The following is a 22,423-nucleotide window of genomic DNA, read 5'->3' as shown; positions in this document are numbered from 1 at the left end:
TCTTTGAATAGACTTCAGGAACAACGGGGGTGCGCGCCTCTCGTGAACGTCCCAATAGACCAATTATTGCCTTATCTCCCATTGTGGAAATTGCACGGCGTTTGGCTCTCGTTTGGGGGCTTCATTCGTGTGGTGAGCGATGATGCAAAGAATTTAGAGGATATGGTTGATCGAGCAGCAGCCATAGCGTTTCAGGAAGGTTTTTGCCAAGGAGGAGATCGCTTTCTTGTGACAGCCGGTGTTCCCCTTGGAACACCAGGTGCTACCAATCTCTTGTGTATTGCTTCTGTTTTTCCAGATGGCACGAAGGGGATTTGATCTGTTTACGCATGGTATTTTTTCATGCGTCTTTGAATAGACTTCAGGAACAACGGGGGTGCGGAAATCTTGTGAACGTCCCAATAGACCAATTATTGCTTTATCTCCCATTGTGGAAACTGCACGGCGTTTGGCTCTCGTTTGGGGGCTTCATTCGTGTGGTGAGCGATGATGCAAAGAATTTAGAGGATATGGTTGATCGAGCAGCAGCCATAGCGTTTCAGGAAGGTTTTTGCCAAGGAGGAGATCGTTTTCTTGTGACAGCCGGTGTTCCCCTTGGAACACCAGGTGCTACCAATCTCTTGCGTATTGCTTCTGTTTCTCAAGATGGTACGAAGGGGATTTGATCTGTTTACGCATAGTATTTTTTCATGCATCTTTGAATAGACTTCAGGAACAACGGGGGTGCGCGCCTCTCGTGAACGTCTCAATAGACCGATTATTGCTTTATCTCCCATTGTGGAAACTGCACGGCGTTTGGCTCTCGTTTGGGGGCTTCATTCGTGTGGTGAGCGATGATGCAAAGAATTTAGAGGATATGGTTGATCGAGCAGCAGCCATAGCGTTTCAGGAAGGTTTTTGCCAAGGAGGAGATCGTTTTCTTGTGACAGCCGGTGTTCCCCTTGGAACACCAGGTGCTACCAATCTCTTGTGTATTGCTTCTGTTTTTCCAGATGGCACGAAGGGGATTTGATCTGTTTACGCATGGTATTTTTTCATGCGTCTTTGAATAGACTTCAGGAACAACGGGGGTGCGGAAATCTTGTGAACGTCCCAATAGACCAATTATTGCTTTATCTCCCATTGTGGAAACTGCACGGCGTTTCGTTTGTGCATTAGGTTTGGTGATGGGGGAAAAGTAGATGTGGTGATGTGATTTGTTGATTTTACTTTTAGTTTTGAGAAAGCTGCTTTTATGGTGGAGCATTTAATAGGGAGATTTCCTTTTATCTCATTGAGGCATCTTAGGGCTTGCTTTATTGATGTCTTACGAGTGAGATTGTTTATTGATCATGAGAACCTTACAATTTTTCTCATTTTTAAATTTTTCCAAGCAGAATTGAACAAGATTATATACCTAAAAAGTTTCATGCTGGTATGTCATGAAAAAAGTGATGAGTTAATGTGTTTTTAAAATATGTTTTTGTGCGCTTTTTTATGCAAAAGAAGTTGGCTTGATGCTTTGTTGGTTTGTTTACAACATATTGATTTATAATGATCATAGAGCTTCTTTATATTGAGTTGAAACTTTGAATGCCGTAAGATTCTCTCGTTTTAAATTTGTTTATTTTTTATCAATCATAACTATTCGCTTGTATGTCACAAGCGAGATGAGTGTGTGGATAAAATTTGTACAACAAAGGACTAAAAATGGCTTTTATGAACCGCCTTAAGTGCCAAGGGCTGTCCACACAATATTGGGGGGTGGTAAAGTGTGTGATGGTGCCGGCTTGCTTCTATTATTGCTTTGATCTTCCATTATGGAAAAAGAACGGTGTTTGGTGTTTGAGAATCAGGTTTTGGGGCGGGATGCGGTGATGTTGTCATTTTGTCTGTTGAATTTCTGTTTTGTCTTTCGTTTTGAAGATATCGTGCTTACGTTGGGGAATTTAATGCGAGAGATTCTTTTATCTCATTGAGGCATATTGGGGATCACTTTATTAATCTCTTACGAGTGAGATATTCATTGGTCATGAAAATTCATTCTTTTGCTGTTTGAATGAGAGCTTTAAAAATTTTCTCACTTTTAAGCTTTTTAAAGCTTTTATGAGTGGGTGAAACTTTTGCAAATAGAGAAAATAGAATTGAATCAAATTTGTGTTCCCAAAAAGTCATGAAGGTCAGGCATGAGAATAAAGTGATGGATGAATGTGTTTAAAAAATATGCTTTTCGTGCGTTGCTTTTATGTAAAAACAATGGTCTTTAGGCATTGTTCGATCAATCATCGATATGATTTTTTTTAGAATGATATTGGCGTTGGGATATTGGTTTTGGTCGTTTGTTGTGCGAGATCCCTTATTGGAAGCGTGGTCATATAAGGCTCCTTCTTTGATGTATGAAGTGTTTGTGTGTTAGCGAAATATTCGAAGTACGGCTTTTTGATCGGACCTTAAGTTCATTATGCATCATCTGTCACTGGAATCCTCTCGATAAAAAATCAGATTGTTTATGGGTGTGGCTTTAAGAATTTTTATCCTATGAGGGGAAGGCAAATCAAATCGCAAGTTTATTAGGGCGCTGATGTACGTTTAGAAGTCTTCCTGTTCTTGTTCTTGAATGTTTGTGCTGTATTGATCATCTTTGAGTAATTGGTTGGTGAGATTTTCAATGCGTTGTGTGGTGTCACGCATAATTTTTTCCATGGTGCGCTCCTTTTCATTGTGAAGGCGTAAAAGAGCATTGTAGTCTTCTTGTAACTTTTTATTTTCTCGTTTTATTTCTTCCATTTCATCGATAATCATTATGCCAGCCATAACCGATAAACGATGATCGCCAATTTCACCAAAATTTTTCTTTAGATGAGTGATATATTGATCCAATTGAGCGGCAAGCGCAATAAGATGACGTTCTTGTCCTTTATTACAAGCCATGCGATAATTTTTACCATCAATGGTAACGGAAACGGTTTCCATACATTCAAACCTTTATCTATCAATGACGACACGAATCGTTTCCATTGCTTTAATAAGGCGTTTGGAAACTTCTTTGTTAACAGATTCTAAGCGTTCAATTTGGGCTTCAGCTTTGTCAAGCGCTTGGGCAAGATGGCTGCGGTCAGCATTCATTCGTTGAATTTCTTCTTCCCATTCGTTATTTTTATCAATAACAGCGTTGCGGTTTATTATGGTGATCTCTAAGGTTCTAAGTGCTTTTTCTAGGTGCTCTAGAGCATCTTGTAGAACCGTAGTCTCTTGGTTCATTGCTTTTGTCCTTTGGGTAATTGTATCCTTTATCAATGCGTTATGCAAAAACGAATCACTTACATTCTTATATTGTGTGTATTTTATTTTTAAGTATGTAGGATATTTTAGCAAGCAAAGCAGGGGATAGATATAAATTAAAAGCTGGATTTTTTGCGCGTATTGGCATAAATGACATGGATATACAGGATGCGTGAGGGGAATGTTATTAAGGTTATTGAAGTGGTGACAAGAAGTTTCATGCTGATGGTTAAAAAGAGTATTTCTTAAGGAATTTTAAGAGAATACGGAAAAAGCAACAGAATAATGTATTAAAAAAGTGGTCGATCATTCATGACAAATACCCTCCAACAGAATCAGATGGCCAATGCTATCCGTTTTCTCGCTATTGATGCGATTGAAAAAGCAAATTCTGGCCATCCAGGCTTGCCAATGGGGGCAGCCGATATTGCTACGGTTCTTTATACACAATTCCTTGCTCATGATCCTAAAAATCCTCGTTGGCCAAACCGTGATCGTTTCGTCTTATCAGCAGGACATGGATCGATGTTGCTTTATGCTCTGCTGTATCTTTCTGGTTATGAAGATATCTGTATTGAGGATCTCAAAGACTTTCGCCAATTAGGGGCAAAGCTTGCGGGGCATCCAGAATATGGGCATGCGGCAGGAATTGAAACAACGACGGGACCTCTCGGACAAGGGTTGGCTAATGCCGTGGGGATGGCGCTGGCAGAACGTCTGCAAAATGCCCGTTTTGGCGATCTTATCAACCATTATACTTACGTGTTGGTGGGGGATGGATGCTTGATGGAAGGAATTTCGCAAGAAGCAATTTCCTTAGCTGGGCATTTAAAACTTCACAAGCTTATCGTGTTGTGGGATGATAATAATATTTCTATCGATGGAGAGATTTCCCTTGCGGATAGCACAGATCAGTGTGCGCGTTTTAAGGCATCTGGTTGGAATACAGTCAAAGTCGATGGACATAGCCAAACAGCCATTGCACATGCCATTGAAGAGGCGAAAAATTCTGATAAACCAACTTTAATCGCTTGTAAAACAACAATCGGTTTTGGAGCGCCGAATAAAGCGGGAACCAATAAAGTTCATGGATCCCCTTTAGGCGTGCGAGAAATTGCTGAGACCCGTATCGCCTTGGGGTGGGAGGCAGAGCCTTTCGTTATTCCAGCCGATATTCTCGATAATTGGCGTTTAGCAGGGCTTAATGCCGCTAAAAGGCGACAAAAATGGGAAGAAAAATTGGCGGCTCTTTCTGTCTCAGAACGGGTCGAGTTTGAAAGATTGATGCGTGGTGATCTCGTGGGTGGATTTGATGGCGCTGTCGATGCTTATAAACAGAAACTCGTTGAAGAGTGTCCTGTGGTTGCTACGCGTAAAGCTTCGGAAATGGCTCTTGAAGTGATCAATGAAGTCGTGAGTGAGACCATTGGTGGTTCTGCCGATTTAACAGGATCTAATAATACAAAAAGCAGTCAGATGAAAAGTATCTCTGCGAATGATTTTTCAGGACGCTATCTCCATTATGGCATTCGTGAACATGCCATGGGTGCTATAATGAATGGGCTCGCTCTTCATGGGGGCTTTATTCCTTATGGAGGGACGTTTTTATGCTTTTCTGACTATATGCGTCCCGCTATGCGCTTATCTTCTCTCATGGGGTTGCGGGTGATTTATGTCATGACCCATGATTCTATCGGGCTTGGAGAAGATGGTCCAACCCATCAACCCGTGGAGCATTTGGCTTGCCTGCGTGCTATGCCTAATCATCTTGTGTTCCGTCCTGCTGATGCTATGGAAACAGTCGAGTGTTGGCAATTGGCTTTGAAAGCACGCGGAACGCCTTCCACCTTGGCGTTGAGCCGACAAAATCTACCGCTGCTGCGTCAAGAATATGAAGAAGAAAATCTCTGTATGCTTGGGGCTTATGAATTGTTAACGGCCAGTGATGAGGCGCAAGTGACTTTGTTTGCTTCCGGTTCAGAATTGCAAATTGCGGTCAAAGCCCATGCGGTCTTAGAAGAAAAAGGCATCCCAACGCGTGTGGTTTCTGTGCCTTGTTTTGAACTCTTTTCTCAACAATCTTGTTCCTATCAGCGTGCTCTCATTGGAGATGCGCCGATTAAAATCGCCATTGAAGCTGCCGTTGCCCAAGGATGGGACCGTTTTATTGGCTGTGATGGCGTGTTTATTGGCATGGAGGGGTTTGGTGCAAGTGGAACAATTGATGATCTTTATGCGCATTTTGGTATTACTTGGGAAAATGTCGTTGCTACCGCTGAAGGAGAGCTGGAAAAGATCGAAGAGGAAAAGACAAAATGACAAAATGACAACTTATATTGTCATGAGTGGGGGTGGTGGTAGGACATCCTATTCTGTACAGTGTTGTGGATAATGTTATGCGTTATTGTGGATAAGTGATTGATTGATCAAGGTATTAACGTCTTAGGAATTCAGGGTTTGGGATTGGAAAATGCCCATTTGTTGTGTTTTAAAAATGAGATGAGGAAACATGTGAAATGACAGTTCGTGTTGCAATTAATGGGTTTGGTCGTATTGGACGCAATATTTTACGGGCGCTGATAGAAAGTGGACGAAAAGATATTGAAGTGGTTGCAATTAATGATTTAGGATCGGTGGAAACAAACGCCCATTTATTGCGCTATGATTCAGTTCATGGGCGTTTTCCTGGGGATGTTAAGGTAGTGGGGGATGCCATTGATGTGGGGAGTGGTTTAATAAAGGTATGCGCGGAGCGTGATCCTGTACAATTGCCTTGGAAAGATTTAGATATCGATATTGCGTTGGAATGTACGGGCATTTTTACGGCGTGTGATAAAGCAAAGGCGCATTTGGATGCGGGGGCAAAGCGTGTGCTTGTTTCTGCGCCTTCTGAAGGAGCCGATCTTACCGTGGTATACGGGGTTAATCATCAATCTTTAAATAAAGAGCATCGCGTTGTTTCAAATGCTTCTTGTACAACCAATTGCTTAGCCCCTGTTGCACAAGTTTTGCACAACACGGTGGGTATCGAAAATGGATTCATGACAACAATCCATTCTTATACGGGTGATCAACCTGTGTTGGATACCATGCATCGTGATCTTTATCGGGCGCGTGCGGCTGCTCTTTCGATGATTCCTACTTCAACCGGGGCAGCAAAAGCTGTGGGATTGGTTTTGCCAGAATTAAAGGGATTGCTTGATGGGGTGTCCATTCGTGTTCCAACCCCGAATGTTTCTGTGGTAGATTTGACATTTACTGCTAAGCGTTCCACAACAATTGAAGAAATTAATACGGCTATTGCGACTGCTGCACGCGGTTCCTTAAAGGGAATTTTGGACACTACGCAAGAAAAGCTTGTGAGTTGTGATTTTAATCATAATCCTCATTCAGCCATTTTCCATAATGATCAAACCAAAGTGATTGATGGTAAGCTCTGTCGTGTTCTGGTTTGGTATGATAATGAATGGGGCTTTTCTAACCGTATGAGTGATACGGCTGTGGCTTTTGCCAAGACAATATAAATACTCTAAGAAGGACCCTCGGGTCCTTTTCCTTTATGAGGAAAAGCCTCGTTTTTGTACAAATTAAGGCGCATTCTTTTGAGAAAAATAGAGAGAAGTTGTCGTTTTTATGCGCCAGAGAGAAGATGCTGTTAAGGATTGATGGTGTTTTTTTTAAGTGCAAGGCAGTATATGATTTTAAAAGCCGCTTGAAAGAGTAAACTTTGAAAAAGGAACATCTGAACGAGATAACGTTTGAAAAAACGTCAGAAAATGAAAAATGTAAACACTTTTTCATAGAAGTAAAGAAGCGTTTTAGTAGAAATAAAATTGAGCCAATGCATTTGTTTGCAACAATGGATTATGAAGATTAAGAACAATGAGAGGCTTTTGTACACTTGATGATGGAGGCTTTGAATTTTCAAGTAGAGGGGAGAGAAGGGTGGTTTTTCGTAGGTTTCTTTTATGAAAAAATAAAGATGTGGCATACACAAGCAAAGTAGGGGCATGCAAAAGCAAAGAAGAGATTTTAGAGGAAAGAAAATTAAGCAGGTTTGTTTGATGCGTTTTTATTTGAAACAATTGAAAGTGAAGAGGAAACAGTGATGGTGTTTCGTACGCTTGATGATGTTGATGTTTTGGGCAAACGTGTTCTTGTGCGCGTGGATTTTAATGTTCCTATGGCATTGGGTAAAGTTTGTGATGAGACGCGTCTTGTTCGCCATAAAGAAACACTCGTTGAGCTGCAAAAGCGTGGCGCTAAGCTTATTCTGCTTTCTCATTGTGGTCGCCCCAAAGGAAAGATCGAGCCGGAATTTTCACTCCGTCCTGTTGTGTCAGTGCTGGAAAAAATCATTAATCAGCCGGTTGCTTTTGCTCCGGACTGTATTGGTTCTACGGTGCAGGTGGCGGTGGAGGCATTGCAAAATGGGGATGTTTTACTGCTCGAAAATGTTCGTTTTTATGCCGGTGAGGAAAAAAATGATTGTTCTTTTGCCGGAGCTTTGGCTCATAATGGGGATCTTTATGTCAATGATGCTTTTTCGGTTTCTCATCGTGCCCATGCTTCGGTGGAGGGAATAACGCGTTTGTTGCCCTCTTATGCGGGGCGCTCTTTACAAGGTGAGTTGCAGGCTTTAGAAAAAGGGCTCGGAAATCCAACGCGTCCTGTCGTTGCACTTGTAGGAGGGGCAAAAGTTTCCAGTAAGCTTTTTGTTCTCAATCATTTGGTGGAAAAAGTTGACACCTTGGTGATTGGAGGGGGAATGGCCAACAGTTTTTTAGCTGCGCAAGGTATCCATGTGGGAAAGTCACTGTGTGAACACACATTGATGGAAACGGTCAAAAAAATCATTAAAAAAGCGCAAGAGTGTCACTGTACACTTCTGCTCCCTGTGGATGTTGTCGTTGGATTTCGCTTTGAAAAAGATGCTCCACATCGTCTTTATGATATTGGTGATATTCCTGAAGAGGGCATGATATTGGATATTGGGACACGCTCTATTGTCCATATCAATAGCGTGATAGATAAGGCTGCTACCCTTGTGTGGAATGGACCCCTTGGTGTTTTTGAGATGCCTCCTTTTGATAAAGGAACAATTGCTGTTGCACGCCATGCCGCAGAACGCAGCCTGACGGGCAGGTTGGTTTCAATTGCGGGAGGGGGCGATACGGTTTTTGCTCTTAATCATGCTGATGTTGCTAATGATTTTACTTATCTCTCAACTGCAGGAGGGGCTTTTTTGGAATGGATGGAAGGGAAGGTTCTGCCTGGGATTCTCGCCCTTATGCAGCCTTAAAGGGATTATGCGAAAAGCAGCTTTAAAGTTGTGTGTTGTGTGAGGTGAGTTTAAGCGTATTGCGCGCTTTTGGAAAATTTTAAGACAAAATAGAGAAAATAAAGAGGAATTTTTTATGACTGAACGGCTTGAAGATATTGCACTTTCTCTTGTGCAGGCGGGTAAAGGTATTTTAGCAGCAGATGAAAGTACGGCGACCATTGGAAAGCGTTTTGAAAGCATTGGTGTTGAATCCAATGAAGATAGGCGCCGTGCTTATCGTGAAATGCTTTTTAGTGCAAAAGAAGCTATGCAAAACGCTATCTCTGGAGTCATTTTATTTGATGAAACCATTCGACAAAAAGCATCAACAGGGCAAATGTTGACGAATCTTATTCGTGATGCAGGGGCATTACCAGGAATTAAAGTTGATACGGGTGCGAAACCCTTAGCTGCTTTTCCTCAAGAGACAATTACCGAAGGGTTAGATGGTCTTCGTGAACGGTTAAAAGACTATTATACTTTGGGCGCACGTTTTGCTAAGTGGCGGGCGGTGATTGCCATTAATGCAGATACCTTACCAACAAGAGGCGCTATCAATCAAAATGCACACGCTCTTGCACGCTATGCTGCTTTATGTCAGGAACTCAATATCGTGCCGATTGTGGAGCCGGAAGTGCTGATGGATGGACCGTCGTGCGGGCATTCCATTGCACGTTGCTTTGAGGTGACAGGCGCTGTTTTACAGACTGTCTTTAAAGAATTATTTGAAGCCCGTGTTGTTTTAGAGGGGATGATTTTAAAACCCAATATGGTGATTGATGGCAAGGATGCGCGCAAGGCTGGTGTTGAAGAGGTGGCTGAAAAGACTGTTTGTGTGCTTAAACAAACTGTACCTTCTGCTGTTCCAGGAATTGCTTTTCTCTCTGGTGGGCAGTCAGATCAGGAAGCAACGGCGCATTTATCAGCCATGAATTCTTTGGGCGCATTGCCTTGGAAATTGACCTTTTCCTATGGACGTGCTTTGCAAGCGGCTGCTTTAAAAGCATGGGCTGGAAAAGATGAGAATATTGCTATTGCACAAAAAGCATTTCATCACCGTGCGCAGATGAACCATCTTGCGGCTTTAGGACAATGGACAAAGAGCCAAGAAAAGGTGAGCGCTTGAATTGCTATAGACTTGAATTCCCATAGGGGAGTGCGGTGATTGTCTTTGATGCAAACGCTTTGCTTGGCAAGAAGGGCAATCAAAATGCACAAGTTTTCGCATGGTTCATGCTCCTTGATAAAGAATACAGATTTTTGGGTTCGGCAATTTTGAGATTGGATTGTGCTGATTGCTGAAGGGGCAAGTGTCGATGGATAGACCATTGTGTCAACATTCCATTGCCTGTTGCTTTGAGGTGACAGGCGCTGTTTTACAGACTGTCTTTAAAGAATTATTTGAAGCCCGTGTTGTTTTAGAGGGGATGATTTTAAAACCCAATAGGGTCATTGATGGCAAGGATGCGCGCAAGGCTGGTGTTGAAGAGGTGGCTGAAAGACTGTTCGTGTGCTTAAACAAACTGTACCTTCCGCTGTTCTTAAGAATTGCTTTTCTTGTCTTACGGGCAGTCAGATCAGGAAGCAACGGCGCATTTTTCTGCCCCATTTATTCACGATCAATGCTTTGGGCGCATTGCCTTGGAAATTGACCTTTTCTTGATCGACGTGCTTTGCAAGCGGCTGCTTTAAAAGCATGGGCTGGAAAAGATGAGAATATTGCTATTGCACAAAAAGCATTTCATCACCGTGCGCAGATGAACCATCTTGCGGCTTTAGGACAATGGACAAAAGAGCAGGGGACAAAAGAGCCAAGAAAAAGTGAGCGTTTGAAGCACAAGCTCTATGCTTAAACGGGGAATATTTTGCATGTTTCTGCGTGATTGGGAAATCCTCATCATGATAAAAATGATGGGGGTATTTTAGACTTGAAAGCTTTCTCAGAGCGTTTTCTCCTTGGATATTTTAAAAGTCTTTATGAATTGCATCGAGAGATAAGATTGCGGGAGAGGTGCGATTGTAAGAAGGGGAGAAGGTACTTTAAAGGAAATTCGTGAATGCGCAGTATCTTCGTTGTGTTATGGTTCGTGAGATGGACTCTTATTTTTTGAAGTGAAAATCATAAAGTTGGTACTATCTTAAGAAGAGTTTGATATTGTGATATTTTCTCTTTATTCATGTTATTATTGCTTGTCATCAGCACAATCCATTTGAGTGCAATCTCAAAAGTTGGGTAAGCGGGTCGATTGAAGAGTTGTGATTTCTGATTGGATTAGACATATAGCTTATGAAACTTTTGTGCTTCAGGATAGCTTCTTCTTCAAGGGGGTGTCTTTTTATTAACGAGCGGATTTAGTTGCTTTTGCTAACAAAAATAGATTTGTATTTCAATAAAACACCTCTTTTTTCATTAAAATGAATAAATTTTTCTTGTATTTTGTTATGATATCATTATAGAAAATTAATCTCGTAGCATTTTGGCTTTAAAATCGAGGGGGGAGTTGTGGACAGCATATCTTCTAAGAATACAAGCACCAAAAAAAATCGATACGCAGAGCAGAGCGTTTCTGCAATTATGATGCGAAAATTTTGCCATATCGTACGTGGGATATTCGCTGGAATATTCGGAGTGTTTTTTTTCATAATTTTTCTTATCTTATTCAACATGCGTGGACCGGTTCATACCGTACTAAGCTTCTTTACGGGAGCGAGTGGACTCACGTGCTTTTTCTTTTTTGTCGGATACTACTTACAACGCCGCGAAGCAACAGCAGATGAAGCCGCTATATCGTTCACACTACTCATAGCAATTGGTGAAGGCGTTTTTTCTATTTGCTGCATGTCTGCTATGTGGGGGTATGATGCTCTCTTATACCGTTTAGCACCTGAAGGGTATGTTCTTATTCTCCCTGAATAAAGAGAGCGCACTTTGGTTGTGTATAAATCAAAATGAGAGGCAGGCAGTCTCTCAAATTCTTAAGAATTGTTCTCAAAAATCATGACATTAGAGCTGCATTTAATGAAGGAACTATAACAAACCTTGGTCCTTAAGCACAATGGAAATCTTGTAGGGCGGAAGTCTTGTAGGGTGGACTCACTGCGTCCTTGACCTTAAGACACCCAAACGGCTTGTTTTGTCTTTTTCACGCGGCTTATGAAGTCATGATATAAGAGGAAAGCTTCTTAGGGGGACTCAATGGTATGTTATCGTGTGCTAAATGGAAAAATGAGAAAGCATCTTTATGCAATATAATCCAATTATGATTTTTTGATTTAAATATAAAGGGTTCAAAGCCTTCTACAAAACTGATACGCTATAAGGGGAAAAAACACCTATATTTAGCCACTAAGGCGTATTTTAGGTGCTCTTGATATAGCTATATCACAAAATGATTTTTGAATTAAAAAAAACGCAACCACCACGATTTATAAGGGGTTGAGACCGATCTATTTCTGTTGGATGCGTTTTTAAATCACTCTTTAAAGTGCACTCCATTACAGCACAAAAAAAGCCTCATAACTCTAATGAGGCAATCGTTTGGTTTAAAATCTTTGTGCCCCATGAGAATGAGGTTTTTACATACCAATATTGCCAAAACGATTTTTGAACTTAGAAAGGCGACCGCCACGGTCTACAAGTGTCTGGGACCCACCTGTCCATGCTGGATGTGTTCTTGGATCAATATCTAGATTGAGCGTATCCCCTTCTTTTCCCCAAGTGGAGCGCGTTGTATATTGAGTTCCATCCGTCATAACAACGGTAATTTTGTGATAGTTAGGATGAATATTCGCTTTCATGCGTCAAACCTTTTACGTTTACAGAATGAAAGAACACTTACTCGATTTTTTAAGTGCGCTTCCTTTGTCTTTTTGATACATTGATTAAAGTATCTATTCCTATAGCTGAGCACGCATTAAAAAACAAGTGTTCAAGATACATCATTTTGTCAAGTTTTATAAATCCTTTAATAGTTTTATAAATCCTTTAATATAGTGAGCGAAGTTTTATGAAATTATATCGTCATTCAGAAAAATCTACAAAATCCTCTCTTGAGAAATCTTCCTTTTCTTCGCTTGCCATTTTTGTTCCTTATCTTTTGCGCTATCGTTGGTTGTTTATCTTTGCCTTTCTTGCTTTGTCTGTTGCAGCTCTTGTCACATTAGCTTTACCCATAGCGATCCGCCAAATGTTTGATCATGGATTTTCTCGCTCAAGCCATGGACATATCAATTTTTACTTTGGCATTTTGTTTTTATTAGCCTTGATTCTCGCCTTTTCTTCAGCTTGCCGTTATTATTGTGTCATCACCTTGGGAGAACGGATTGTTGCCGATTTACGACGGGATGTGTTTATCCATATTATGAAACTTTCGCCAGCTTTTTTTGATCGGTCGCATTCAGGCGAGATTGTTTCAAGACTTCTAACAGATACGACACAAATAAAACTGGCTGTTGGCTCGACAGCTTCTACCGCGTTGCGTCAGTTGATTATCGTGATCGGGGCTGTCGTGATGATGGTGATCACCAATGCTAAATTATCTTTGCTGGTTCTGGCTGCTATTCCTGTTGTGGCAATTCCTTTGGTGGCTTTTGGACGCAGGGTACGTACACGCACACGCGCGGCGCAAGATCGTGTCGCCGATGCTAATGCTGTTGCAACAGAACAGGTTAGCGCTATTCGTACGGTACAAGCTTTTACCGCTGAAAAATTTGTTGCGACACGTTTTTCACGGATGATAGAACGCGCCTTTCAGACAGCACGGGCTTCTGTAATTTTGCGTTCCTTTTTTACTGGTTTTGCGATTTTTTTGGTTTTTAGCAGTGTGGTGGCTGTTTTGTGGATTGGATCGCATGATGTTTTGAATGGGACGATGACAGGGGGGACATTAGGGCAATTTGTCCTTTATGCCGTTTTTGGAGCCTCAACCTTTGCGCAATTATCAGAACTGGGGGCAGAACTCATTCAAGCAGCAGGTGCGGCTGAACGATTGGCCGAATTGTTGCAGGAAAAACCTATGATTTTAGCACCTAAAAATCCTTTATCATTGGAGCGCCCTGTTCGAGGCGAACTTATTTTTGATCATGTTGATTTTACCTATCCTTCTCGACCACAAGAGAAGATTTTACGCTCGCTTTCCTTTTCTATCAACGCCGGTGAAACAGTTGCTTTTGTTGGTGCTTCAGGGGCGGGGAAAAGTACCATTTTTTCTTTAATCCTGCGTTTTTATGACCCAACAAGTGGAAAAATTCGGTTGGATGGTCTGGAAATTGATCGCCTTTCTCTGCAAGATTTACGTGGTGCAATCTCTTATGTTCCGCAAGATGTTGCTATTTTTGATGGTACATTGCGCGATAATATTGTTTTTGGGACTGAAAATGCCCTGGAAGAGGAAATTATTGCGGCTGCTAAAGCAGCCAATGCCTTTGAATTTATTGAAACTTTGCCTGATGGCTTGGAGACACAAGTTGGAGAACGTGGGATCATGCTTTCTGGGGGGCAAAAACAGCGCATTGGTATTGCACGGGCGATTTTAAGAAATGCACCGCTCTTGCTGCTTGATGAAGCGACATCTGCTTTAGATGCAAAAAGTGAAAAACTTGTGCAAGAAGCCTTAGAAGGTTTGATGCAAAACCGTACAACATTGGTGATTGCGCACCGTTTGGCAACCATTTTAAAAGCGGATCGTATTCTCGTGATGGATAAAGGCGCTCTTGTGGAAGAAGGAACCCATGCAGAACTTGTGGCAAAAAATGGTGTTTATGCTTATCTTGCAAAATTGCAATTTTCACCCGAATAAGGGTTCTTAATGCAAGAGCAGTAATTGGGGGGAATACCATTTTTACAAGCAGAGGATGATCATTTAAGGGCTCATGGGAAAAAGAGAGGCAAGAATTAAGATAAAAAAGAGGGGCAAAAATTGAGGCGTTTTTCTTTTTGAATTCTGGTTGTGCTTTTTTCTACTTGAAAGGGAGCATCTTTATAAAAATGCTTTCTTTATGTAGAATATAAAACGATGCCAAGTTAATCTTTATTCATTGACAACGCATTAATTTATATAGATAATTCAGCCTTATTCATATCGAATGAGAGTCCCGAATATCGTAAGATTCTCTTATTTCAAATCTGTTTATCTTGAATCAATCAACATCACTTGCTTGCACGTCAAAAGCGGGAGGATTGTGTGGGTCAAATTTGTATAAGAAAAGACTAAAAATGGTTCTTATGAACGCTCTCAAATGCCAAGAGCTGTATCGCAATACCCACGGGCTGGTAAAGTGTGTGATGGTGCCGGTTTGCTTCTTCATAAACGTAAAGATAGAGGTGCTCAATGGATTTATCGTTATACCCTTCACGGGCGCCGTCGTGAAATGGGATTGGGTGCGCTTTGAGACATTTCTCTTTAAAACAAGCCCGTGAATTGGCAACTGGGTGGCGTTCTGTTTTGCGTGAAGGGCGTGACCCCATTAAAGAACGTGAAAAACAAAAGCGTGAGGCAATAAGCGGTCTCCATTATTTAAAAGATATTGCTTTGGATACTTTTGAAAGCCGTAAAGCTGAATTAAAAAGAGATGGGAAAAATGGAGATTGGTTTTCGCCTTTACAACTTCATATTCTCCCTAAATTAGGATGTTTGCCCATTTCAGAAATTACACAAACAGAGATACGTGATACCTTTGCTCCCATTTGGCATACAAAAGCAGCAACAGCTAATAGAGCTCTTAATCGTCTTAATATTTGTCTCAAACATGCGGCTGCTTTGGGATTAAATGTTGATTTACAAGCAGTAGAAAAAGCACGCGCTCTCTTAGGTAAACAACTCTATAAAACCATTAATAGACCAGCTATGAATTGAATGGGATCGCTCTCTTTATAACTGTCTTCACGTTGATTTATAAGGATAATTCATTGTTTTCCACGTTGGATGAGAGCTTCTAAAATCATAGGATTTTCTTATTTTAAACCTATGATGGTGAATCAATTAAAATCATGTCTCTTGCATGTAAAAAGTAGGGAAGTTTGTATGGCGTAAAACACTTGAGAAAGAACAATGCTTCTTATGAATCCTCTCAAGTTTTAAGGGTTGTAGCAACATTGGAGGGTGGCAAAATGTGTGATGGTGCCGGCTTATGGAAAAAGAGCCGATAAATGGGTTGAGAAATGCTTTTTATCGATTTTGCAAAACAGAGCTAAGAGAGCACGCAGCCATGTTTTGCTGTGTTAGGCTTTTGAGTACTTTGAACCACTCTATCGGGGAAGTTCATTTTAAGAGTTATAAAGCTTTTCTTTAAAGCGTATAAAGCACAAGAATAGTATAATTAAAATACGAATTGTTTGTATTTATCAATATTATTATCTATATTTTGTATGCTATTTTTGTTAACGCAGAATATATAGAAAACTTTGAATCCGTTATATACATATTGATACAATATCGAGGAGTCGATAAGAGAGCTGTGTGAAATGTCGGTGAGGAGAAAAAGGAGCGAGGATGGGTGATTACGATACTTTCATAGTTATAGTAGGAATAATCATAGCAGGAATTATAATTTATAATCTTTGGTTAGCAAATCATCAAAAAAAGCAATTAAGTGAACAACTTGAGCAATGTGAGCAATTTCTGCAGCTGAAAGATCGAGAGTGCGCGATATATCGAAATATTATTGCACAATGGGAGCAAAGGCTTTTTCAAAAAACACGAAAAATACCACAAGAATGGATTAAACAATGGGATGAAGAAGTAAGATATTGGGAGAGGAGTATACTGGAGATAAAAAGTCCTGGAGACTTTTCTGAATCTAAAGGACAATGGCCTTTGATGATAAAAGATATTTGTATGCAAGGGTATGGAGAAGCGTGGTTTTTGTATGGTGAAGCGCTGACAAAAGAACTCACTGCTGAGCACACTGAAAGAATAAATGAATTAATGATGTGCCCAATTTTTAAGAAAATTTATCGTAAAGTTGTAAGGTTAATGAGACAGAATGGTATCAAATTACGAGAGTTTGTGGATCCTTTTACGAGAAAAAAGCGATATAAGCCTACGACGTTGTTGCTTCATTGGTGTTTATATGTGGTTGATGATATGCTTAAAGCTGAATATGAACAGCAACAAAAAGATAAAGCTTCAGGGTGCTATGAAGAGCTAGCATCTATGGAAATCTATTATAAAGACCTACCCAAATATACGGAATATGAAACGCTAGAAGAGATCCTGCCGTGCTGGTATTATAATATGCCGGGGGATTCTGAATTACTATGCATTTATAAAAGAGAACTTCTGTCATTATTATATGATATTTCCAGTGATTATAAGAAGGCGAGAGAGACTTTTATTTACTATAAGCAGCTTATTGATACGGTGAAAGAAGGATATATGGCCTTTGATGAAAATTGTCGTTACTCTACGGTTAGATATGAAATCGATACTTGTAAAGAGAGAGATAAAGAAAAGAAAAAGGGGTTACGTATTGCTAAAGAGACTCCGACATTTGAAAAAGCTTACAAATTAGGAGCCAGAGAATGGATGAAGGTGTCAAATAAGAAATGTGATAATCAATGGATCTTTTGGAAAATGCTTGTCGAAATAGGAAATTCACAAGAAAAATTAAAAATTATCTTCGGTGATGAGAAGGTAAAGAAACTCGAAGAGGTTATTAAAGAGGATCAACAACAGGTTGCAAGTAAAATGCAGGCTGCGGTTTTTGAGAATAAGGATTTTTGTTACTATAAATCTCGTGGGCATTACATAGATTATCTAAAATAATGGTTAAATGAAGGGGGAGGGTGGAGTGTAATGGATTTGCTGAAGTTTCTGTTGCTATGTAGGGGTGAAAAGCAGTGAGAGGCATATGTGACAGTTCTTATGGGAGAGGAGAGGGTAGGTTTTTGGAGGCAATCTTTTTTCGGCAGCGTAAGGGTGATTTCTTAAGAAGAGTAGGGGCGGGTTTTTGCAGCAGGTATATTTATTGTTTTTGAGAGCGTTTTGTTGTGGTGGTGCTTTTTGTTTTCTGGTTTGTTTGTAGGGGAATTGAGGGGAACAACAGTGTCAATAATATTGGCTAGGCTGTCATTGTATCTTTAGGGGTTTATAGGGGCTTGATCGTTGGTGATGGTTTTGTGAACTATTTGTATGCGGGGCGTTCTATTGCAAATTTGCAGGTTGTCTTCCCAATAGCCATCAGTTCTTCCAGCAGCAACATAGGCTAAATCAAGCGCCGCAGCACCAAAACGGCGAAGTCCAGCAACTTCCATCATCATATTGCGTAATTCAATAAGGTAGGTTCCATGACCTGGGCGTCCAAAATGAGGCATGCCGGTGGCAATGACACAAATCTTCTAATCTTTTCCGTGCGGACACGCGACAGCGCCGGTCGTTGAAAAAAGCACCACTGCCCCGTTCTGCGGTAAAAAGTTCATCATTTACGGGGTTGTAAATGACAGCTGCAACGATTTTGCTTTGGCTTTCTAAAGCAATGGAAACAGCAAAAAAAGGAATGCCATGGAGAAAATTTGTGGTGCCATCTAAAGGGTCAACAATAAAACGATGTTGCGAATCTTCTCCAACGATTTCCTCAGACTCTTCCATCAGAAAACCAAATTTAGGGCGCACTTTGCTTAGTTAATTGAAAATAATTTTTTCTACTTTGTGATCGGTTTGGTTGACGTAATCTGGTGGTTTTAAGATTTTTTTTGAGAGCTAAATGCCTTTTTTGAGAACTTTTTCTAACTTGGTGCGAATGTGTTCGTTGCCAGCGATGATGTTCTTTTTGCGGAAGATATCATCCCCCCCTTCTTTATCGGTGACAAAACCACCGGCTTCGCGAACCATCAATATTCCAGCAGCCATATCCCAAATTTGCAGGTTGTCTTCCCAATAGCCATCAGTTCTTCCAGCAGCAACATAGGCTAAATCAAGCGCCGCAGCACCAAAACGGCGAAGTCCAGCAACTTCCATCATCATATTGCGTAATTCAATAAGGTAGGTTCCATGACCTGGGCGTCCAAAATGAGGCATGCCGGTGGCAATGACACAATCTTCTAATCTTTTCCGTGCGGAAACGCGACAGCGCCGGTCGTTGAAAAAAGCACCACTGCCGCGTTCTGCGGTAAAGAGCTCATCATTCACGGGGTTGTAAATGACAGCTGCAACGATTTTGCCTTGGCTTTCTAAAGCAATGGAAACAGCAAAAAAAGGAATGCCATGGAGAAAATTTGTGGTGCCATCTAAAGGGTCAACAATAAAACGATGTTGTGAATCTTCTCCAACGATTTCCTCAGATTCTTCCATCAGAAAACCAAATTTGGGGCGTGCTTTGCTTAATTCGTTGAAAATAATTTTTTCCGCTTTGCGATCGGCTTGGCTGACGTAATCGGCTGGTCCTTTTAAGGACACTTGCAAATTTTGCACTTCACCGTAATCACGCACCAACGAGCGTCCTGCTTTCATGGCAGCTTGCACCATGACATTCATGATTGCAGAATGGGCCATTTTTTATTCCTTTATTTATCTTTTTCATTTGCACGACGCAAATAAATCAACTCGTTGGTGTCGACAATGATACGCTCACCGGCATTCATAAAAGGGGGCACAAGAATACGAATCCCGTTTTCAAGAATGGCGGGTTTATAAGAGGAGGTCACCGTTTGTCCTTTAAGAGCCGGATCGGCTTCGACAATCGTGACAGCAACTTGATCAGGTAGGGAGATGCCGATAGGCTTTTCTTGATAAAGTTCAACTGTGACAGTCATCCCATCTTGCAAGAAAGCAGCACGTTCACCAACAAAGTCTTTTTGGAGTTCAAGCTGTTCATACGACTCTGAATCCATAAAAACCAAAGCATCCCCTTGTTGATAAAGAAAGGTAAAATCTTTTTGTTCAAGGCGGACCCTTTCAACCGTTTCAGCGGCACGAAAGCGTTCATTGAGTTTTGTACCATCCAGTAAATTTTTTAGTTCAACCTGATTAAATGCACCACCTTTTCCAGGTTTAACGGCATTACATTTGACAGCAACCCACAAGCTTCCTTGATGCTCTATCACATTCCCGGGGCGAATTTCATTGCCATTAATTTTCATCGTTTCTATCCAATTCTCTTCTTGCAAAAAGAGTTCTCTTACTTTGTCCCTATGGCGCTTTTCTTTGCTGCCTTAACAGTGAACTCTTTTGTTGTTTTTAGATTCAAAACCTTTTATTCGTTTTGCGGTTCCCTCATGGTCTTTGTGTACTTTTCATCTGTCTTACCATGAATTTTCTCATGGGGTTCTCTCATAAGTTTTCTTATGAGCTTTGCAGAGAAAAGCTTAAGGACAAAAAGGACCTTGATGTATTCTTGCTTTTCAGTTCTTTGCAAGACCATAAAAAGTGCCAAGACGCAAGCTTTTTAAAAATTTGCACAAAAATTTTTGAGATTTTTGAGGATTTGGGGGAAATTTATCCTGTTGGTGTTGTAAAATCTCATTGAGACGGATGAGAGAAGTTCTGTAAATCTATGAGGCGTTTTTATGAGAATGACGCGTGGATATTGTGTGGGGAAACTTGTCCGAATAATCTTGTGAAATCAACCCCATGAAACGGAAAGCGGAGTTTTGTTCTGAGAAGCTTGATTGCTGAAAAATTGGATTGGGAAGGGGCTTTGTGTCCTTTAAAGGTGTATGAGGTCTGTTAAGAACAGAGCGTGTAGCACCTTATAGCGCGTATCGCGTTATAGAGAATGTGGTGCGCTCGTGCGTGGTGTTAGCTTGCATTCTCATCCATGATAAGCTGTAGAATGGCTCTTTGTTTTATCGAGGTGAGCGTTCTAAATCTTTTGAGCAACAGGTATTCTTCAGTATTCGAAATAACTTCATCGTGATGGTGTGGAGGCTGTTGTTTTGTGATGATATCCGCATAAAAAAAGGAAATCGAGACATTGAGGATATCGGAAATTTGCATTAACCGCCCCGCGCTGACACGATTTAAGCCTTTTTCGTATTTTTGAATTTGTTGAAAGCTTACACCTAGAGCATGCCCTAAAGTTGTTTGAGACATTTTTAGCATTTGTCGTCTCAAGCGAATTTTTTTGCCAACAAAAAGATCAATATTAAGATTTTGAGATTGCATTTTACCCTCCCGCCGGTTGCGAGCGCCCTCGCATAAGTATTCCGGGAGCTTGAAAGTACTGAAACCTAATCAGCTTTTTTTGCTTTTAGTGCGAAGACGCACCTGGACATAGCAAAAACTCCCGGAATTCCGGGATACCCACAGAGTGGGGTAAATTCATGCTTAGATTTTCGGGCTTTCAAGACCCTCTTGGTCGTTGCGTATGCGACCAAAACACCTTTTAACTCATAAAGGAATTTCAGGAAATTGACAATAAAAAATAGCTTTTTGAATAAGAAGCGGTGTGCTTTTTTATGAAAGAAATATAAAGCATTCATATCGAGGGAGTATGGCTTTGAACAGCGCGTATCGCTTTATAGAGAATGTGGTGCGCTCGTGCGTGGTATTAGCTTGCATTCTCATCCATGATAAGATGTAGAATGGCTCTTTGTTTTATCGAGGTAAGCGTTCTAAACCTTTTGAGCAACAGGTATTCCTCTGTGCTGGAGATGACTTCATCGTGATGGTGTGGAGGCTGTTGTTTTGTGATGATATCCGCATAAAAAAAGGAAATCGGAACATTCAAAATATCGGAAATTTGCATTAACCGCCCTGCGCTGACACGATTTAAGCCTTTTTCGTATTTTTGAATTTGTTGAAAGCTTACACCTAAAGCGTGCCCTAAAGTTGTTTGAGACATTTTTAGCATTTGTCGTCTTAAGCGAATTTTTTTGCCGACCAAAAGATCAATATTAAGATTTTGAGATTGCATTTCACCCTCCCGCCGGTTGCGAGCGCCCTCGCATAAGTATTCCGGGAGTCTAAAACACTGAACTCGAATCAGCATTTTGCTTTTAGCGCTGGGACAGCACCTGGACATAGCAAAATCTCCCGGAATTCCGGGATACCCACAAAGTGGGACAAATTAATGTACGAGTTTTCGGGTTTTAGAGCCCTATTGGTCGTTGCGTATGCGACCAAAACACCCTTTAACTCATAAAGGAATTTCAGGAAATTGGCAATAAAAAACAGTTTTTTGAATAAGAAGCGGTGTGCTTTTTTATGAAAGAAATATAAAGCATTCATATCGAGGGAGTATGGCTTTGAACAGCGCGTATCGCTTTATAGAGAATGTGGTGCGCTCGTGCGTGGTGTTAGCTTGCATTCTCATCCATGATAAGCTGTAGAATGGCTCTTTGTTTATCGAGGTAAGCGTTCTAAACCTTTTGAGCAACAGGTATTCCTCTGTGCTGGAGATGACTTCATCGTGATGGTGTGGAGGCTGTTGTTTTGTGATGATATCCGCATAAAAAAAGGAAATCGGAACATTCAAAATATCGGAAATTTGCATTAACCGCCCTGCGCTGACACGATTTAAGCCTTTTTCGTATTTTTGAATTTGTTGAAAGCTTACACCTAAAGCGTGCCCTAAAGTTGTTTGAGACATTTTTAGCATTTGTCGTCTTAAGCGAATTTTTTTGCCGACCAAAAGATCAATATTAAGATTTTGAGATTGCATTTTACCCTCCCGCCGGTTGCGAGCGCCCTCGCACGAGTATTCCGGGAGTCAAAAATACTGACCTCGAATCAGCTTTTTTGCTTTTAGTGCTGGGACAGCACCTGGACATAGCAAAAACTCCCGGAATTCCGGGATACCCACAGAGTGGGACAAATTAATGTACGAGGTTTCGGGTTTTTGAATCCCTATTGGTCGTTGCGTATGCGACCAAAACACCTTTTAACTCATAAAGGAATTTCA

15 protein-coding genes and 6 pseudogenes are annotated in these 22,423 nt (G+C 40.9%); 12 read left to right on the top strand and 9 right to left on the bottom strand.

The window, feature by feature from the left end; genetic code table 11:
* Positions 1 to 14: 14 nt before the first annotated feature.
* The 3 pseudogenes from BTR_RS10720 to BTR_RS10710 form a co-directional block, all read left to right on the top strand.
* Positions 15 to 318, top strand: a pseudogene (locus tag BTR_RS10720) (pyruvate kinase alpha/beta domain-containing protein); the annotation flags it as partial.
* Positions 319 to 361: 43 nt separating this feature from the next.
* Positions 362 to 665 (top strand): annotated as a pseudogene (locus BTR_RS10715) (pyruvate kinase alpha/beta domain-containing protein); the annotation flags it as partial.
* A gap of 43 nt (positions 666 to 708) precedes the next feature.
* A pseudogene (locus tag BTR_RS10710) lies at positions 709 to 1,012 on the top strand (pyruvate kinase alpha/beta domain-containing protein); the annotation flags it as partial.
* Positions 1,013 to 2,568: 1,556 nt separating this feature from the next.
* Here BTR_RS10710 and BTR_RS10705 read toward each other — a convergent pair.
* On the bottom strand, positions 2,569 to 2,952 hold the full coding sequence (locus tag BTR_RS10705) for a cell division protein ZapA (protein WP_012232462.1): 384 nt from the start codon (positions 2,950 to 2,952) through the stop codon (positions 2,569 to 2,571).
* A 12-nt stretch (positions 2,953 to 2,964) separates the two neighbouring features.
* Positions 2,965 to 3,240: a DUF4164 domain-containing protein gene (locus BTR_RS10700; protein ID WP_005774573.1), complete on the bottom strand. Its 276-nt coding sequence runs from the start codon at positions 3,238 to 3,240 to the stop codon at positions 2,965 to 2,967.
* Between the two features lie 333 nt (positions 3,241 to 3,573).
* Here BTR_RS10700 and tkt point away from each other — a divergent pair, with 333 nt between their 5' ends.
* The 6 genes and pseudogenes from tkt to BTR_RS10670 all read left to right on the top strand — a co-directional run bounded on the left by tkt (position 3,574) and on the right by BTR_RS10670 (position 11,501).
* Positions 3,574 to 5,580 (top strand): transketolase, encoded by a 2,007-nt coding sequence (tkt, locus tag BTR_RS10695; RefSeq protein WP_012232461.1) that lies wholly within the window; start codon positions 3,574 to 3,576, stop codon positions 5,578 to 5,580.
* Positions 5,581 to 5,777: 197 nt separating this feature from the next.
* Positions 5,778 to 6,785, top strand: a complete 1,008-nt coding sequence (gap, locus tag BTR_RS10690; protein WP_012232460.1) for a type I glyceraldehyde-3-phosphate dehydrogenase — start codon at positions 5,778 to 5,780, stop codon at positions 6,783 to 6,785.
* A 584-nt stretch (positions 6,786 to 7,369) separates the two neighbouring features.
* Positions 7,370 to 8,563 (top strand): phosphoglycerate kinase, encoded by a 1,194-nt coding sequence (locus BTR_RS10685; protein WP_012232459.1) that lies wholly within the window; start codon positions 7,370 to 7,372, stop codon positions 8,561 to 8,563.
* A 115-nt stretch (positions 8,564 to 8,678) separates the two neighbouring features.
* On the top strand, positions 8,679 to 9,710 hold the full coding sequence (locus BTR_RS10680; protein WP_038474306.1) for a class I fructose-bisphosphate aldolase: 1,032 nt from the start codon (positions 8,679 to 8,681) through the stop codon (positions 9,708 to 9,710).
* 190 nt (positions 9,711 to 9,900) lie between these two features.
* Positions 9,901 to 10,437 (top strand): annotated as a pseudogene (locus BTR_RS10675) (class I fructose-bisphosphate aldolase).
* Positions 10,438 to 11,213: 776 nt separating this feature from the next.
* On the top strand, positions 11,214 to 11,501 hold the full coding sequence (locus BTR_RS10670; protein WP_038474745.1) for a hypothetical protein: 288 nt from the start codon (positions 11,214 to 11,216) through the stop codon (positions 11,499 to 11,501).
* 659 nt (positions 11,502 to 12,160) lie between these two features.
* On the opposite strand, the gene rpmE is transcribed toward BTR_RS10670, so the two are convergent.
* Complete coding sequence (gene rpmE, locus BTR_RS10665; RefSeq protein ID WP_005774581.1) at positions 12,161 to 12,382, bottom strand: 50S ribosomal protein L31; 222 nt, start codon at positions 12,380 to 12,382, stop codon at positions 12,161 to 12,163.
* 209 nt (positions 12,383 to 12,591) lie between these two features.
* Here rpmE and BTR_RS10660 point away from each other — a divergent pair, with 209 nt between their 5' ends.
* The 3 genes and pseudogenes from BTR_RS10660 (at position 12,592) to BTR_RS10645 (ending at position 17,349) form a co-directional block, all read left to right on the top strand.
* Positions 12,592 to 14,382 (top strand): ABC transporter transmembrane domain-containing protein, encoded by a 1,791-nt coding sequence (locus tag BTR_RS10660; protein ID WP_012232458.1) that lies wholly within the window; start codon positions 12,592 to 12,594, stop codon positions 14,380 to 14,382.
* Positions 14,383 to 14,807: 425 nt separating this feature from the next.
* Positions 14,808 to 15,435: pseudogene (locus tag BTR_RS10650) on the top strand (tyrosine-type recombinase/integrase); the annotation flags it as partial.
* Between the two features lie 639 nt (positions 15,436 to 16,074).
* The gene (locus BTR_RS10645; RefSeq protein ID WP_012232457.1) at positions 16,075 to 17,349 is read left to right on the top strand and encodes a hypothetical protein; all 1,275 of its coding nucleotides are present in this window, start codon (positions 16,075 to 16,077) and stop codon (positions 17,347 to 17,349) included.
* Positions 17,350 to 17,699: 350 nt separating this feature from the next.
* Here BTR_RS10645 and BTR_RS10640 read toward each other — a convergent pair.
* From BTR_RS10640 to BTR_RS10600, 6 genes and pseudogenes are all read right to left on the bottom strand, one after another.
* Positions 17,700 to 18,261 (bottom strand): annotated as a pseudogene (locus tag BTR_RS10640) (inositol monophosphatase family protein); the annotation flags it as partial.
* A 21-nt stretch (positions 18,262 to 18,282) separates the two neighbouring features.
* Positions 18,283 to 19,074, bottom strand: coding sequence for an inositol monophosphatase family protein (locus BTR_RS10635; RefSeq protein WP_012232456.1), 792 nt, complete (start codon positions 19,072 to 19,074; stop codon positions 18,283 to 18,285).
* Positions 19,075 to 19,085: 11 nt separating this feature from the next.
* Positions 19,086 to 19,661: an elongation factor P gene (efp, locus tag BTR_RS10630; protein WP_012232455.1), complete on the bottom strand. Its 576-nt coding sequence runs from the start codon at positions 19,659 to 19,661 to the stop codon at positions 19,086 to 19,088.
* Between the two features lie 658 nt (positions 19,662 to 20,319).
* Positions 20,320 to 20,685: a helix-turn-helix domain-containing protein gene (locus tag BTR_RS10620; RefSeq protein ID WP_012232453.1), complete on the bottom strand. Its 366-nt coding sequence runs from the start codon at positions 20,683 to 20,685 to the stop codon at positions 20,320 to 20,322.
* Between the two features lie 385 nt (positions 20,686 to 21,070).
* Positions 21,071 to 21,436, bottom strand: coding sequence for a helix-turn-helix domain-containing protein (locus BTR_RS10610; protein ID WP_012232450.1), 366 nt, complete (start codon positions 21,434 to 21,436; stop codon positions 21,071 to 21,073).
* Positions 21,437 to 21,724: 288 nt separating this feature from the next.
* Positions 21,725 to 22,183 carry a helix-turn-helix domain-containing protein gene (locus BTR_RS10600; protein WP_244393467.1) on the bottom strand — a complete coding sequence of 153 codons (459 nt, stop codon included), beginning with the start codon at positions 22,181 to 22,183 and terminating at the stop codon, positions 21,725 to 21,727.
* Positions 22,184 to 22,423: the final 240 nt, after the last annotated feature.

The sequence above is a fragment of the Bartonella tribocorum CIP 105476 genome, assembly GCF_000196435.1.
Lineage (GTDB): Bacteria > Pseudomonadota > Alphaproteobacteria > Rhizobiales > Rhizobiaceae > Bartonella > Bartonella tribocorum.
The sequence above is the reverse complement of the archived record's forward strand: the minus strand, read 5'-3'. Positions and strand labels throughout refer to the sequence as shown.